The organism is Caulobacter sp. BE254 (genome assembly GCF_031457295.1).
In the GTDB taxonomy this organism is placed as follows: Bacteria; Pseudomonadota; Alphaproteobacteria; order Caulobacterales; family Caulobacteraceae; genus Caulobacter.
In genome coordinates, this window is record NZ_JAVDWJ010000015.1 from 89,792 (window position 1) to 103,597 (window position 13,806).

Annotated in this window: 18 protein-coding genes; 8 read left to right on the top strand and 10 right to left on the bottom strand. The window is 69.3% G+C overall.

What is annotated here, in order from left to right; all coding sequences use genetic code 11:
* Window positions 1-2 precede the first annotated feature (2 nt).
* The 4 genes from J2X41_RS21465 to J2X41_RS21480 all read left to right on the top strand — a co-directional run bounded on the left by J2X41_RS21465 (window position 3) and on the right by J2X41_RS21480 (window position 3,504).
* The gene (locus J2X41_RS21465) at window positions 3-641 is read left to right on the top strand and encodes a CoA pyrophosphatase (protein ID WP_310085748.1); all 639 of its coding nucleotides are present in this window, start codon (window positions 3-5) and stop codon (window positions 639-641) included.
* Window positions 642-752: 111 nt separating this feature from the next.
* Window positions 753-1,991: a CCA tRNA nucleotidyltransferase gene (locus J2X41_RS21470; RefSeq protein WP_404979972.1), complete on the top strand. Its 1,239-nt coding sequence runs from the start codon at window positions 753-755 to the stop codon at window positions 1,989-1,991.
* Window positions 1,992-2,102: 111 nt separating this feature from the next.
* Window positions 2,103-2,798 carry a glutamine amidotransferase-related protein gene (locus J2X41_RS21475; protein ID WP_310085651.1) on the top strand — a complete coding sequence of 232 codons (696 nt, stop codon included), beginning with the start codon at window positions 2,103-2,105 and terminating at the stop codon, window positions 2,796-2,798.
* A 58-nt stretch (window positions 2,799-2,856) separates the two neighbouring features.
* A complete protein-coding gene (locus J2X41_RS21480) occupies window positions 2,857-3,504 on the top strand; it encodes an Isoquinoline 1-oxidoreductase subunit (protein ID WP_310085654.1) in 648 nt (215 codons plus the stop codon).
* A gap of 43 nt (window positions 3,505-3,547) precedes the next feature.
* Here J2X41_RS21480 and hemF read toward each other — a convergent pair whose 3' ends face one another.
* Entirely contained in the window at window positions 3,548-4,420 is an 873-nt protein-coding gene (gene hemF / locus J2X41_RS21485) for an oxygen-dependent coproporphyrinogen oxidase (protein WP_310085658.1), read from the bottom strand.
* 188 nt (window positions 4,421-4,608) lie between these two features.
* Window positions 4,609-5,070, bottom strand: a complete 462-nt coding sequence (locus J2X41_RS21490) for a tRNA (cytidine(34)-2'-O)-methyltransferase (protein ID WP_310085750.1) — start codon at window positions 5,068-5,070, stop codon at window positions 4,609-4,611.
* A gap of 204 nt (window positions 5,071-5,274) precedes the next feature.
* Here J2X41_RS21490 and petA point away from each other — a divergent pair, with 204 nt between their 5' ends.
* The 3 genes from petA to J2X41_RS21505 are packed head-to-tail and all read left to right on the top strand — an operon-like array spanning window position 5,275 to window position 8,008.
* On the top strand, window positions 5,275-5,826 hold the full coding sequence (gene petA / locus J2X41_RS21495) for a ubiquinol-cytochrome c reductase iron-sulfur subunit (RefSeq protein ID WP_310085661.1): 552 nt from the start codon (window positions 5,275-5,277) through the stop codon (window positions 5,824-5,826).
* 5 nt (window positions 5,827-5,831) lie between these two features.
* Window positions 5,832-7,151 (top strand): cytochrome b N-terminal domain-containing protein, encoded by a 1,320-nt coding sequence (locus tag J2X41_RS21500; protein WP_310085663.1) that lies wholly within the window; start codon window positions 5,832-5,834, stop codon window positions 7,149-7,151.
* A 5-nt stretch (window positions 7,152-7,156) separates the two neighbouring features.
* Window positions 7,157-8,008 (top strand): cytochrome c1, encoded by an 852-nt coding sequence (locus tag J2X41_RS21505; RefSeq protein WP_310085667.1) that lies wholly within the window; start codon window positions 7,157-7,159, stop codon window positions 8,006-8,008.
* A 63-nt stretch (window positions 8,009-8,071) separates the two neighbouring features.
* On the opposite strand, the gene J2X41_RS21510 is transcribed toward J2X41_RS21505, so the two are convergent.
* From J2X41_RS21510 to J2X41_RS21545, 8 genes are all read right to left on the bottom strand, one after another.
* Complete coding sequence (locus tag J2X41_RS21510) at window positions 8,072-8,836, bottom strand: hypothetical protein (RefSeq protein WP_310085669.1); 765 nt, start codon at window positions 8,834-8,836, stop codon at window positions 8,072-8,074.
* A gap of 52 nt (window positions 8,837-8,888) precedes the next feature.
* Complete coding sequence (locus tag J2X41_RS21515) at window positions 8,889-9,575, bottom strand: dienelactone hydrolase family protein (protein ID WP_310085671.1); 687 nt, start codon at window positions 9,573-9,575, stop codon at window positions 8,889-8,891.
* Window positions 9,568-10,302 carry a hypothetical protein gene (locus tag J2X41_RS21520; RefSeq protein WP_310085673.1) on the bottom strand — a complete coding sequence of 245 codons (735 nt, stop codon included), beginning with the start codon at window positions 10,300-10,302 and terminating at the stop codon, window positions 9,568-9,570. Before J2X41_RS21520 ends, J2X41_RS21515 begins: the two co-directional genes overlap by 8 nt.
* Before the next feature lie 81 nt (window positions 10,303-10,383).
* On the bottom strand, window positions 10,384-11,064 hold the full coding sequence (locus tag J2X41_RS21525) for a dienelactone hydrolase family protein (protein WP_310085676.1): 681 nt from the start codon (window positions 11,062-11,064) through the stop codon (window positions 10,384-10,386).
* A 65-nt stretch (window positions 11,065-11,129) separates the two neighbouring features.
* A complete protein-coding gene (gene ychF / locus J2X41_RS21530) occupies window positions 11,130-12,230 on the bottom strand; it encodes a redox-regulated ATPase YchF (RefSeq protein WP_310085678.1) in 1,101 nt (366 codons plus the stop codon).
* Between the two features lie 145 nt (window positions 12,231-12,375).
* Window positions 12,376-12,795 carry a GNAT family N-acetyltransferase gene (locus J2X41_RS21535; protein WP_310085681.1) on the bottom strand — a complete coding sequence of 140 codons (420 nt, stop codon included), beginning with the start codon at window positions 12,793-12,795 and terminating at the stop codon, window positions 12,376-12,378.
* A gap of 39 nt (window positions 12,796-12,834) precedes the next feature.
* Window positions 12,835-13,179, bottom strand: a complete 345-nt coding sequence (locus J2X41_RS21540) for a type II toxin-antitoxin system RelE/ParE family toxin (protein ID WP_310085686.1) — start codon at window positions 13,177-13,179, stop codon at window positions 12,835-12,837.
* The gene (locus J2X41_RS21545) at window positions 13,176-13,457 is read right to left on the bottom strand and encodes a type II toxin-antitoxin system ParD family antitoxin (RefSeq protein ID WP_310085688.1); all 282 of its coding nucleotides are present in this window, start codon (window positions 13,455-13,457) and stop codon (window positions 13,176-13,178) included. Before J2X41_RS21545 ends, J2X41_RS21540 begins: the two co-directional genes overlap by 4 nt.
* Window positions 13,458-13,529: 72 nt before the next feature.
* On the opposite strand from J2X41_RS21545, the gene J2X41_RS21550 reads away from it, so the two are divergent.
* A complete protein-coding gene (locus tag J2X41_RS21550; protein ID WP_310085691.1) occupies window positions 13,530-13,784 on the top strand; it encodes a hypothetical protein in 255 nt (84 codons plus the stop codon).
* Window positions 13,785-13,806: the final 22 nt, after the last annotated feature.

The window sequence follows — 13,806 nt, forward strand, 5'->3', positions numbered from 1 at the left end:
CCCTGACCCGCGACGAGCGCCGGGCCTGGATCGCCAGCAAGCTGGATCCGATCGACGCCTACGACCCCAGCCTGGACGCGGCCCGCTCGGACTTCGATCTCAACCCCCATGTCCTGCCCGACAATCCCCACGCCCTGCGGCCGGCCGCCGTGCTGGTCGGCCTGGTCGAGCGCGAGGCGGGCATGACCGTGCTGCTGACGCGCCGGTCCGACACCCTGCGCAGCCACACCGGCCAGATCGCCTTTCCGGGCGGCCGCTGCGATCCCGGCGAGACGCCGTGGGAGACCGCCCTGCGCGAGGCGCGGGAGGAGGTCAATCTCGACCCGAAATTCGTGACCCTGGCCGGCCTGCTGCACGGCTACCGCACGGTGACCGGCTTCCATGTCACGCCGGTGGTCGGCTTCATCGATCCGGCCGCCACCTTCGAGGCTAGCCCGGACGAGGTGGCCGACGTGTTCGAGACCCCGTTCGCCTTCCTGATGGACCCCGGCAACCACCAGCGCCAGCACCGCGACCTGCCGGACGGCGAGCGACGGTTCTTCTACGCCATGCCGTGGAACGAGCGGTTCATCTGGGGCGCGACGGCGGGCATGCTGCGGGCGTTGTACGAGCGGCTGCACGGCGAGGAGGCCGCCGCGTGACGTTCCGTCACCGGCCATCCGGACTTGCCGGTTTGAAATAATCGTTTGAAATGCCGGCCCCCGCCTGTGGGGCGTGTCGTGACTTGGGGGCGTTGGGTGAACACCGAGACGATGGGGGCGGCGCCCTGGATGACGCTGCCGGAGACCCAGGCCGTGATCGCCGCGCTCGAGGCGCGGGGCGGCTCCGGCTGCGCGCGGTTCGTGGGCGGCTGCGTGCGCAACACCCTGATGGGCAAGCCCATCGACGATATCGACATCGCCACCATTCTGACCCCGGAGGAGGTGATCGAGGCGCTGGCGGGGGCGCGCCTGCGGTCCATCCCCACCGGCGTCGACCACGGCACGGTCACGGCCCTGTCGGGCGGGCGACCCTACGAGATCACCACCCTGCGCCGCGACGTCTCGACCGACGGCCGTCGGGCGGTGGTGGCGTTCACCCAGGACTGGAGCGAGGACGCCCAGCGCCGCGACTTCCGCTTCAACGCCCTCTATGCCGACCTGCAGGGCCGGCTCTACGACCCGACCGGCGAGGGCCTGAACGACGCGCGCCAGGGGCGGGTGGTGTTCGTCGGCGACGCGATGACCCGGATCCGCGAGGACTATCTGCGCATCCCGCGGTTCTTCCGCTTCCACGCCTGGTACGGCCGAGGCGAGGCCGACCACGAGGCGCTGGCCGCCTGCCAGGCGCTGAAGGACGGGATCGAGACCCTGGCCGCCGAGCGCATCCAGAAGGAGCTGCTGAAGCTGCTGGCGGCCGACGATCCGCGTCCCGCCCTGCGGCTGATGGCGGCCACCGGCGTGCTGTCCGCGATCCTGCCGGCCGTGCAGTCCCTGGCCCGGCTCGAGGGGCTGATCACGATCGAGAACGAGCAGCTGTTCGAGAACGATCCCGAGCTGCGCCTGGCCGCCCTGATGCCCGAAGATCCCAAAGTCGCCGAGCAGGTGGCCGACGACCTGCGGCTGTCCAACGCCCAGAAGGAGCGGCTGGTCCAGGCGGTCGGCCAGTCGCCGCGCCTGGTCAGCTGGATGAGCCCGCGCGAGATCCGGCGGGTGGTCTATGCCCTGGGCCTGAAGGCGTTCAGCGACCGGGTCAAGCTGGCCTGGGCCGCCTCGGGACGGTCGGCCGCCACCCCGCAATGGCGCGGCCTGCTGGCCCTGGGCGAGAGCTGGACACCACCCGCCTTCCCCCTGACCGGCGAAGAGGTCCTGAAGGCCGGCGTCCCCAAGGGCCCGCTGGTCGGCCAGGTGATGCGCGAGGTCGAGCTCTGGTGGATCGACCAGGACTTCATCGAGGACCGGTTCTCGATCATCGAGCGGCTGAAGGCCGTGGTCCAGGGGATGGTGTTCTAGGATTTCCCTCTCTCAAAGAGAGAGGGATTTGGGTGCGCGACTTCACCTTGAACTCGGTCGCGCCCGCTCACAAATGCGGTCATCGTCCAATACGCCCAGAGACCCTCGCCCATGAAGATCGGCCTGCTCGAGACCGGCGAACCGCCCGAAGCTTTGCAGCCGGCGTTCGGCCGCTACCCCGCGATGTTCCAGGACCTGCTGGGCCCCGGCCACGACTACGTCGTCTACGACGTCCAGGCCGGCGCGCTGCCCGCCGATCCGGCCGAGTGCGACGCCTATGTCGTCACCGGCTCGTCGGCCGGGGTCTATGACGACCTGCCGTGGATCGCGCCGCTGAAGGCCTTTCTCGTGGAGGTTCGCGGCCAGCCGCTGGTCGGCGTCTGTTTCGGTCATCAGGTCATGGCCGAGGCGTTCGGCGGCAAGGTGGTGAAGTCCGACAAGGGTTGGGGCGTGGGCCTGCACAGCTATGAGGTGGCCGAACCGCAGCCCTGGATGGATGCCGTCGAAACGGTCGCCGTTCCGGCCTCGCACCAGGACCAGGTGATCGCCCTGCCGCCGGGCGCCCGCGCCGTGGCCGGCAGCGCCTTCACCCCGGCCGGGATCCTGGTCTATGACGACCGGCCGGCCATCTCGATGCAATTCCATCCCGAGTTCGACCCGGCCTATGCCCGGGCCCTGATCGAGGCCCGGCGCGGCGGCCGCTTCACCGACGCCCAGGCCGACGCGGCCGTCGCCAGCCTGGACCAGGCCAACGACCGGGCGAGGGTGGGCGCCTGGATCGCGGACTTTCTGGCCCGGCACGCCTGAAATCCGGCAACCTTCGCCGCGACCCGGCCGTTCCGCCTGAAACGCGGAGGCCCAACAAATGAGAGTCGTCACCGTCCTGCTGACCGCCGGCTGCGTGGCGACCGTCGTCGGCCTGATGCCGTCCGTCTGGGCAGCCGCGCCGGCGCCCGCCGCCAGCGCGCCGGCCGAGACGCTCAAGAGCCCCGCCGACTTCGTCTCGATCAAGGATCCGGCCGCCCGCTCGGTCGCCCTGTTCACCGAGGCCGGCAAGGTGATCAACAGCCCGCGCTGCATGAACTGCCATCCGGTTCAGCGCGCCCCGACCCAGGGCGACGACCGCCACCCGCACAATCCGCCGATGGTCGCCGGCCAGAGCGGCCACGGACCGGTCGGCCTGCCGTGCGCCGCCTGCCACGGCCCGGCCAACGTCCAGACCTGGGGCCAGGACATCAAGTCGATCCCTGGCGATCCGAAATGGGCCCTGGCTCCGGCCGAGATGGCCTGGCAGGGCAAGTCGCTGGGCGCGATCTGCGCTCAGATCAAGGACCCGGCCCGCAACGGCGGCCGCTCGCTGGCCGAGATCCATCACCACATGGCGGAGGATCACCTGGTCGGCTGGGCCTGGAGCCCGGGCGACGGCCGGGTTCCCGCGCCGGGGACTCAGGTCCGGTTCGGCGAGCTGGTGCAGGCTTGGATTGATACAGGGGCCAAGTGCCCGAAGGCTTGATCGCGGGCGGGGACAGGCGCATGCGCCTGTCCCCAATCCGACCCTAAGGCCACTTCACCTCGGGCGGCATCGAGCTGAGGATCGACTCGACATTGCCCCCGGTCTTCAGGCCGAACATCGTGCCGCGGTCGTAGAGCAGGTTGAACTCCACATAGCGGCCGCGCTGCACCAACTGCTGCTCGCGTTCCTCGGTCGTCCACGCCTCGCCCATCCGGCGGCGGACCAGGGTCGGGTAGATCTCCAGGAACGCCTTGCCGACGTCCTGCGTGAACGCGAAGTCGCGCGCCCAGTCGCCGCTGTCGTGATGGTCGTAGAAGATGCCGCCGATCCCGCGCGGCTCGTTGCGGTGCGGCAGGAAGAAATACTCGTCGCACCAGGCCTTGTACTTGGCGTGCCAGGCCGGGTCGTGGGCGTCGCAGGCGCGCTGGTAGGCGGCGTGGAAGTCGATGGCGTCGGGGAAGTCCTGCTGGCGCTGGTAGCCGAGCAGGGGGGTCAGGTCGCCGCCGCCGCCGAACCAGCTCTTGGTGGTGGCGATGAAGCGGGTGTTCATGTGCACGGCCGGCACGCGCGGGCTGCGCATGTGGGCGATCAGGCTGACGCCGGTGGCGAAGAACCGGGGATCCTCGTCGGCCCCCGGCATGGACTTGGCCATTTCCGGCGTGAAGGTCCCGAACACGGTCGAGACGTGGACGCCGACCTTCTCGAACAGGCGGCCGTGCATCATCGACATGACGCCGCCGCCGCCGGCCGCTCGGTCCCAGGGCTTGCGCACGAACCGCCCGGGCTCGCCGGCGTACAGCGCGGCGGGGGCCTCGTCCTCCAGGCGCTCGAATTCCGCGCAGATCTGGTCGCGCAGGCTTTCGAACCAGGCGCGAGCGGCGGCTTTCTTCTGGTCGAGGGGCAGGGCGTTCGTCATGGCAAGCCGATTAGGCGTTTGGCGAGCTCGGCGCAAATACGCAGGAGCGCGTAGGAGGCATAGATCCTCCCCCTGTGGGGGAGGTGTCGACGTAGTCGACGGAGGGGGAATGATCGGCCGTGTCCTTGATCGACGATCCTGAAACTCCCCCCACCGGCCTTCGGCCGCCTCCCCCACGGGGGGAGGGGCTAGTCCCCCGGAAACCCGTCCGTCTGCCGCAGCGCTTCGCCCAGGGCCATGGCCGCCGTCGTCGCCAGGTTCATCGACCGCGCTTCCGGGCGCAGCGGGATCGTCAGGCGCGTGAAGGCCGTCGCGTGAACCTCCGGTGGCGCCCCGTGGCTCTCGTTGCCGAACAACAGGGTGTCGCCTGCCTGAAAGTCGAACTTGTGGAACGGCGCGGTCGCCTTGGTGGTGAACAGCAGCAGCCGGCCCTCGCGGCGCTCCGGCGCGGCGAGGAACGCCTCCCACGACGCGTGGCGGACCATGTGGGTCAACGGGCCGTAGTCGAGGGCCGCGCGCTTCAAGCTCTTGTCGTCCAAAGGGAAACTGCAGGGTTCTATGACGTCCAGCCCCACCCCCAGGCAGGCGCCCAGGCGAATGGCCGCGCCCACGTTCTGAGGAATGCCGGGTTGAAAAAGCGCGAGCCGCATTCTAAGCGAACCACCATAGAGCCAGCAGGGGCATTTGCTGCGAATCGAAAGGGCTTGCGGACTTCGTCCGCGCGTCCGATAGGACGATCCGCTTTTGCCTGTTGTGGCGAAGACCCGCTCGCGGGTCCAGACAGTATGCGCCGACAGGCGTTTCTCCAGGCCGGGCCGTCTTTGGCGGCGCGGCGGCATCGAAGGGTGACTTGGGTGGCCGACACCGCCGTGGGCGCAAAAACTGATCCGGCGCATGGGGAAGACCCCAGCCGCCGGGATTTCATCTACATCGCAACGATGGCGGTCGCCGCCGGCGGCGCGGCCGCGATCGCGTGGCCTTTCATCGACCAGATGAACCCCGCCGCCGACACGCGGGCCCTGGCGTCGATCGAGTTCGACGTGACCAAGGTGCCCGAGGGCCAGCAGGTCGTCGTCAAGTGGCGCGGCAAGCCGTTGTTCGTGCGCAACCGCACCAAGGCCGAGATCGCCAAGGCGGTCGCGGACGACAGCGCCTCGATGAAGGATCCCGAAAAGGATTCGGCGCGGGTTAAGCCGGGCAAGTCCCAGTGGTTGATCGTCGGCGGCAACTGCACCCACCTCGGCTGCGTCCCAACCTTCGGCGGCGGCGAGTACGGCGGCTGGTTCTGCCCGTGCCACGGCTCGGTCTATGACACCTCGGGCCGTATCCGTAAGGGCCCCGCGCCCAAGAACCTGGTGGTTCCGGAATACGCCTTCCTGTCCGACACCAAGGTCAAGATCGGTTAAGCGAGATGAGCGGACATTCGACCTACGAACCCAAGACCGGTATCGAGCGCTGGCTCGACGCCCGTCTGCCGATCGTGCGCCTGGGCTACGACAGCTTCGTCGACTATCCCACGCCGCGTAACCTGAACTACTGGTGGACCTTCGGGGCCATCCTGTCGCTGTGCCTGGCCTCGCAGCTGATCACCGGCATCATCCTGGTGATGCACTACACCCCCAGCGCCGACCACGCCTTCGCCAGCGTCGAGCACATCATGCGCGATGTGAACTACGGCTGGCTGATCCGCTACATGCACGCCAACGGCGCGTCGATGTTCTTCATCGCCGTCTACATCCACATGCTCCGCGGCCTCTACTACGGCTCCTACAAGGCGCCGCGCGAAGTGCTGTGGCTGCTGGGCTGCGTGATCTACCTGCTGATGATGGCCACCGCCTTCATGGGCTACGTCCTGCCCTGGGGCCAGATGTCGTTCCACGGCGCGGTCGTGATCACCAACCTGTTCGGGGCCTTGCCGCTGGTCGGCGAGAGCATCACCACCTGGCTGTGGGGCGGCTTCGCGGTCGACAACCCCACCCTGAACCGCTTCTTCTCGCTGCACTACCTGCTGCCCTTCATGATCGCCGGCGTGGTGATCCTGCACATCTGGGCGCTGCACGTGGTGGGCCAGAACAACCCGACCGGCGTCGAGCCCAAGTCGAAGGCCGACGTCCTGCCCTTCACCCCCTACGCGACGGTGAAGGACGCGTTCGCGGTCAGCGTCTTCCTGATCCTGTTCGCCTTCTTCGTGTTCTTCATGCCCAACGCCCTGGGCCACGCCGACAACTACATCCCGGCCAACCCGCTGGTGACGCCGTCGCACATCGTGCCGGAATGGTACTTCCTGCCGTTCTACGCGATCCTGCGCGCCGTGCCGGACAAGCTGATGGGCGTGCTGGCCATGTTCGGCGCCATCGCCTGCCTGTTCGCCCTGCCGTGGCTGGACCGCTCGAAGGTGCGCTCCATGCGCTACCGTCCGACCGCGAGGATCCACTTCTTCATCTTCGTCGCGGCGTGCTGCATCCTGGGCGTCTGCGGCGCCAAGCTGCCGGACGATCCGGTGATCCCGGGCCTGACCACGTTCCCCCTGGGCGGTTCCGACCTGAACAGCTTCGTGTGGCTCAGCCGCGTGGCCGCCCTCTACTATTTCGCTTTCTTTGTGTTCGTGATGCCGTTCCTGCCGCTGTCGGAAAAGACCCTGCCGGTGCCGGACTCCATCGCTTCTCCCGCCCTGTCGCACCCGGCCGCCGCGCCGGCCGAAGCGACCGCCGCGCCTGAAATGAAGGGCTGATCCCGATGCTGCGCAAACTCTCCGTCATCGCAGCGGTCGCGGGTCTCCTGACGGCGGTCGCCGGCCCGGCCCTGGCCCAGCACGGCGCCCTGCCGGCCAAGGACGTCCACTGGTCGTTCGAAGGCCCGTTCGGCAAGTTCGACCAGGCCCAGCTGCAGCGCGGCTACAAGGTCTATCGCGAGGTCTGCTCGGCCTGCCACTCGATGAGCCTGGTCAGCTTCCGCAACCTCGGCGACAAGGGCGCCCCGTTCTACGACAAGAAGTACCCGAACTCGAACGACAACCCGTACGTCAAGGCGATCGCCAAGGACTACGAGGTCGCCGACATCGACAACGAGACCGGCGACACGATCAAGCGTCCGGCCACCCCGGCCGACCGCTTCCCCGCGCCGTTCCCGAACGAGGCCGCGGCCCGCGCCAGCAACGGCGGCGCCCTGCCGCCGGACATGTCGCTGCTGGCCAAGGCCCGCGAAGAGGGGCCGGCCCACATCTACTCCATCGTCACCGGCTACGCGGCCCCGCCGCCCGGCCTGAAGATGGACGCCACCCAGCACTACAACCAGTACATGGCGGGCGACCTGACCTCCTATTGGTCGGGCGACCACAAGCACGTGCCCCCGGGCGGCTTCATCGCCATGGCCCCGCCGCTGAAGGCCGGCCAGGTGACCTTCGACGACGGCACGCCGTCGACGCTGGACCAGCAGGCCAAGGACGTCTCGGCCTTCCTGATGTGGGCCGCCGAGCCCAAGCTGGAAGAGCGCAAGCAGACCGGTTTCGCCGTGCTGCTCTACCTGGTGCTGTTCGCGGGCCTGCTCTACGCCAGCTACCGCAAGGTCTGGAAGAACGAGTCGCACTGACCCGTCTTACGGCTTGAAGATCGGGGGCCCGGCGGCGACGCCGGGCCCTTTTTCTATGCTGGTTTAGCGAGGGGCCGGCACGGGCGTCAGCCACAGGCGCAGGGCCTTGGGATCCAGCCGCAGGCGGTAGGCGGCCAGCACCTGGACGCCGATCGCCCCGACCACGCCGTCGGGCAGGTCGCCGGCCACCACGGCCGGCAGGTCCTGGCGCAGGGTCCCGGCCAGCGACAGGCCGCTCAGGGTTCCCGCCGGCTTCTGGCGCGGTCCGTCGGCGGCGCCGCGGGCCCGCACCCCGCCGGCCGAAGCGGTGTCCAGGGCGAACGGCCCGGAGACGCCCCTGAGGCCATTCGAGGCCGCCGCGAGGATCGTCGGCGTCCCGGCGACCATCGTCACGGGCAGGCCGCCCTTCCGTTCGCCCAGCGACGTTCCGGGAGGTTCCAGGCGCAGGCGGCAGGGCGAGAAGTCCAGGGTCAGGGTGTAGCGGTCCAGGATGTCGGCCCCGATCATCCCGACGATCGGGGTGGAGAAGCCGACGGCGCGATAGTCCAGGCTCTGGACGGCGATCGGCGCGGCCTCGACGGCTTGACCCGCCAAACGCACAGGCAGGGACAGGGCCGTGGCGGTGAAGCCGGCGCCCTGGGCGACATCCAGGTGCAGCAGGGTGCGCGGCGCCGACAGGTCGATCACATAGTCGCCGGCGATCCCGCCGATCGCCGCCGGGGCGACGACCGCGCCGTTCTCGAACCAGCAGGCGGTCTCGCCCGCGGTGGCGGAGCCGCCGTGCGCCGCCAGCAGGCTCAGGGACAGCAGGGGGGCGAGGCGGCGCATGGCGCGATCCTAGCCAAGGTTTCGCCGGCGGGCGACCGTCTAGAGCGATCGCCTAAGCCTCGCCCCGCGAACCGCCCGCCCGCTGGAACAGTTGCAGCGTCCGCAGCATGGCCAGGGCGGCGCTGTCGGGGTGATGGCCGCTGGGGGCGACGAAGGCGTGGCCGGCGTCGTACAGCCAAACCGGCAGGTCCGGGTGGGCGGCGGTGATCCGCTCGACGTCGCTCATCGGGATCAGCGGGTCGGTCCGGCCGAAGTGCAGGATGGTCGGGACCTTCGGCTGTTCGTCGGCGTAGCCGACTATGTCGCCGCCATAGAAGCAGGACACGGCCGTCAAACCGGTGCAGCGGGCCGCGGCCAGCCAGGCGGTGGTGCCGCCGAAGCAGAAGCCCATGGCGAAGACCTTGCCGCCGGCCAAGCGGTCGATCGCCGCCTGGACCCGGGGCAGGGCCGTCGCGCCCCAGCCGCTGGCCAGGCCTAGGGCCATGCGGGCGTCCAGGTTGGGCGGGTCAAGGTCGGCGGCAGGGAAGGGCGTGTCGGCGTCGTCCAGCAGGCTGGGGGCGATCACCTCGTAGCCCTGATCGGCCAGGGTGTCGGAGAGCTGGCGGATGTGCGGCGTGACGCCCCAGATGGCGTGCAGGATCACCAGCCCGCCCCGCCGCGCCTCGCCGGGCGGGGCGTGGTAGGCGGCGACGGGCGAGCCGTCGGTCGTGGTCAGGGTGACGCGACCGGGCTCAGCCACGCTTCTTGTCGATCAGGGTGCAGGCCGCGCCCGCGGCCTTGGCCTCGTCGCAGTTGATCGCCTGGAGGGCGGCGCTGGAACCCGGCGCGGGGGCGTCGACCACGAAGCCCTTGCCGTCCTTGCAGGCGATCTCGTAACGCAGGATCGGCGGCTGGCCGCCGGCGCCCATATAGACGCCATCGACCAGGGCGCAGCTCGGCGCGACCTTGGCGGCGATCGGGCGCAAGCCCAGGAAGGGCGTGCCGTTCTCGGGCAGGCCGCACAGATAGCCCTTGGGCCAAGCCTTCCCGGCGGCGAGCGCGCCGGTTTGCAGGGCCAGGCAGTCGGTGAGCCGCGACGTGCCGTCGCTGGACTTGCTGATGATCCAGCCCAGCGAATCCTTGCAGACGATCTCGTAGGTCTGGACGGTGATCGTCGAACCATCCGGGGCTTTGGCGTGGCCGTTCTTCAGTTCGGCCGCGTCGGTGACGTCGCAGGGCGCCTTGAGTTCGCTGGCCAGGGCGATGGCCGCCTTGACCTGCAACGGGTTGCCGGACGAACGCCGGGGCGCGCCGAGCACCGAGGCCGCGCGCAACTGGTCATAGGCGCGGCCCACGCGGTTGGCGTCGTACTGGAGCTTGCCGGGTATGGCCTGCGGCGGCGGCGGGCCGCCGGACTGGGCCTGGGCCGAGACAGCGACAAGACTGAAGGCGATGGCGGCCAGAGCGCCGACGATCGGGAATTTCATGTGTTTGCCCCCAAGGCTATCCAATCCGTAAGGTTGTATTCCAACTCGGGAAGAAGAAAAGAGGGCGCGCGACGGCGCGGGTCATGTCGCTCCGTTCGCTTGGAACAGCGCCAGGGAGCGCCGGCGCGCCAGCTCAGCGTCGTCCAGGTCGGAGTCGGGACGGCCGTCGTTGTTGAAGCCGTGGCCGCTGTTTTCGTAGATGTGGACCGGAACGTCCGGGTGGGCTTCGGCCAGCCTGGCCTTCACCGTGTCGGCGGGGATGTGGGGGTCCTTGCGTCCCAGGTGGACGACCACCGGCGCGTTCAGCGGCAGGTCGGCATTGGCCGCGATCATGCTGCCGTAATAGGCCGCCCCCGCCGCCAGGCCCTTCAGCTTGCCGGCCGCCAGCCAGACCAGCGAGCCGCCCAGGCAGTAGCCGACAGCGAACACCGGGCCGCGCGGCGCCAGGTGGTCGATGCAGGCCTGGATGTCCGACAGCATCGGCTCCAGGCCGATCGCCTTCACATGGCCGACGCCGGCCGCGAAAGCCGCCGGCTCGTGCTCGGCCACATAGCCCGGAACGCGGCGGTCGAAGATCGACGGCGCCAGCACCTCGAAACCCAGGGCCGACCAGCGGGCCACGTCGGCCTGGACGTACGAGTCGAGTCCGAAGATCTCCTGCACCACCACGACCCCGCCCTTGCGCGCGCCCTCGGGCTGGGCGTGGAGGGCCGTGAATTCGAAGCCGTCGAGGGCGGAGGTCAGGGTGACGGTGTCGGTCATGGGCAGCGCTCGAACGGAAGACCAGATACGAAAACGGCCGGGGACGAGCCCGGCCGCTTGTGGTTCTAGACGTTGAACCGGAAGTGCATCACGTCGCCGTCCTTGACGACGTAGTCCTTGCCCTCGGCCCGCATCTTGCCGGCTTCCTTGGCGCCGCTTTCGCCGCCCAGCTTGACGAAGTCGTCGAAGGCGATGGTCTCGGCGCGGATGTAGCCCTTCTCGAAGTCGGTGTGGATCACCCCGGCCGCCTGCGGGCCGGTGTCGCCGACATGGATGGTCCAGGCGCGGGCCTCCTTGGGGCCGACCGTGAAATAGGTCTGCAGGCCCAGCAGGCTGTAGGCCTCGCGGATCAGGCGGTTCAGGCCCGGCTCCTCCAGGCCCAGGGTCTCGAGGAACTCGGCGCGCTCGTCGGCGTCGAGCAGGGCGATCTCGCTCTCGATCTGGGCCGAGATGACCACGGCCTTGGCGTTGTCCTTGGCGGCGCGCTCGGCCACCAGGTCGCTGTACCTGTTGCCCTTGTCGGCGCTGGCTTCCTCGACGTTGCAGACATAGAGGGCCGGCAGCGAGGTCAGCAGCTGCAGCATGTGCCAGGCCTTCTCGTCGTCCGGGTCGACCTTGGCGGCGCGGGCCGGGCGGCCTTCGCGCAGCTGGGCCAGGGCCAGGTTGATCAGGCGCAGGGTGTTGGCCGCTTCCTTGTCGCCGCCGGTCTTGGCCTTCTTCTCGATGGCCGGGACGCGCTTTTCCAGGCTCTCCAGGTCGGCCAGCATCAGCTCCATCTCGATGATCTCGAGATCGCTGAGCGGGTCGATGCGGCCCTCGACGTGGGTGATGTCGTCGTCCTCGAAGCAGCGGGCGACGAAGGCCACGGCGTCGCAGTCGCGGATATTGGCCAGGAACTGGTTGCCCAGGCCCTCGCCCTTGGACGCGCCGCGCACCAGGCCGGCGATGTCGACGAAGGTGATCCGGGCCGGGATGATCTCTTTCGAGCCGGCGATCTTGGCCAGGGCGTCCAGGCGCGGCTCGGGCACGGCCACGTCGCCGGTGTTGGGCTCGATGGTGCAGAACGGATAGTTGGCCGCCTGGGCCGCGGCCGTCTGGGTCAGGGCGTTGAACAGGGTGGACTTGCCGACATTGGGCAGGCCGACGATGGCGACTTTAAGGGCCATGGAACTCTCGGTGAATTTCGTTGGCGCGCGCTTAGCATGGATCGCGCGCGAAGTCCTGTCGGACATCGGCCGAGCGGCGGACGCTTGCCCCCTACGGACCGCTCCGCGGTCGTCTTCCCCCAGAGGGGGAAGAGCGCTCCGCCCCCTACAACTTCACCCGGAAATGGAACGCGTCCACGGCCAGGCCCTCGCGGAAATAGAACCGGTGGGCGGCCTCGCGGACCACGTTGGAGATCAGCTCCAGGTGGCCGCAGCCCTCGCGCCGGGCCTCGGCCTTCAGCCAGTCCAGCAGCGCCTTGCCGTGGCCCTTCGACCGGACCCGGTCGTCGGCGACCAGGTCGTCGACGCTGAGGAACCGGCCGCAATACAGCATGTCCAGCACCCGATACCCCGCCACGGCCCGCGCCTCGCCGTCCTGCGCCACGTAGGCCAACCGGAACCCGTCGCTGGCCATCAACTGGCGGATGCGGGCGACATAGGTCTCGCGGGCGAGATGGGGGCGGAGCTGGGCCATCACCTCGAAGGTGGCCAGGATCTCGGCGTCGGTCTGGGCGGGGGTGATCATGGGGGTGGTTTAAGCCATCCCCTTGCCGCCTCTCAACCGTCATCCCAACCGATCCGGCACGTCCATCGCCTCGTCCAGCACCCGCAGGATCACCACTCCATCGCCTTCAAGCCGGAACGCCACGACATGGCGCGGGCGGCCCACGCGTTCGGCGGGCGGCAGGTCGGCGCGGCTGAAACGGATGGGATAGAGGCGCAGGTCCGGCGGCAGATCGGGATCGGTCCGGACGCCGGGCCGATGGGGATCCTCGCGCAGCGCCGCGAAGGCGCGTTCCAGCAGCAGGCGGTAAAGGCGGCGTTGACGCTTGCCGAACCGGGTTTCGCTCCACGCCAGGATGGTCGCCACGTCGCGGCGGGCGCCGGCCGTGAGCCGCGATCGCCTCACGCGGCGCGCGACGCCTCGTCCAGTTCGGCCTCGATCTGGTCGAACCAGGCGCCCAGGTCCTCGACGATCTCGAAGCGGCCGGCGTCGAGGTCGTCGAGGCCTTCCTGGATCAAGGCCTTGAAGCGTTCCACCTTCGCGGCCTCGCGGCGTTGCTCGCGCTGAAGCAGATCGACCGCCGCCGCCAGCACGGCGTCGGCGTTGGGATAGGCGCCTGAGGCGACCTCGGCCTCGACGAAGGCTTCGAGAGGCTCGGGCAGGATGACGGAGCGCGTGGTCATGGCGTTAAGGGTACGGTGAAACCGGGGTTTCTCAAAGCGTGGGCGGCGGTCTCGGATGCCGAGAAAGAGTGTGTGTCCCTCTTTCCCCTGGGCTATCTGAACCTGGTGCAGAAGCTCAACTGCGTGTTCTGCGGCTATGGCAACGGGGTGATCGCCTATGCCCGCGAGGTCACCGCCCGCACCGAGCAGTACTGGTGCCCGATCAAGCACGCCCTGAAGGTCAAGGGCGGCCACGAGCGCTACCGCGACTTCCAGGCCTATGGCGACGCCGAGGGCTATGTGGCGAGCTCGGGGGCCTATCGCGAGCGGTTGCGGCGAGGGGCGTGATCCCCCTCTTTTCCTTTCTCGG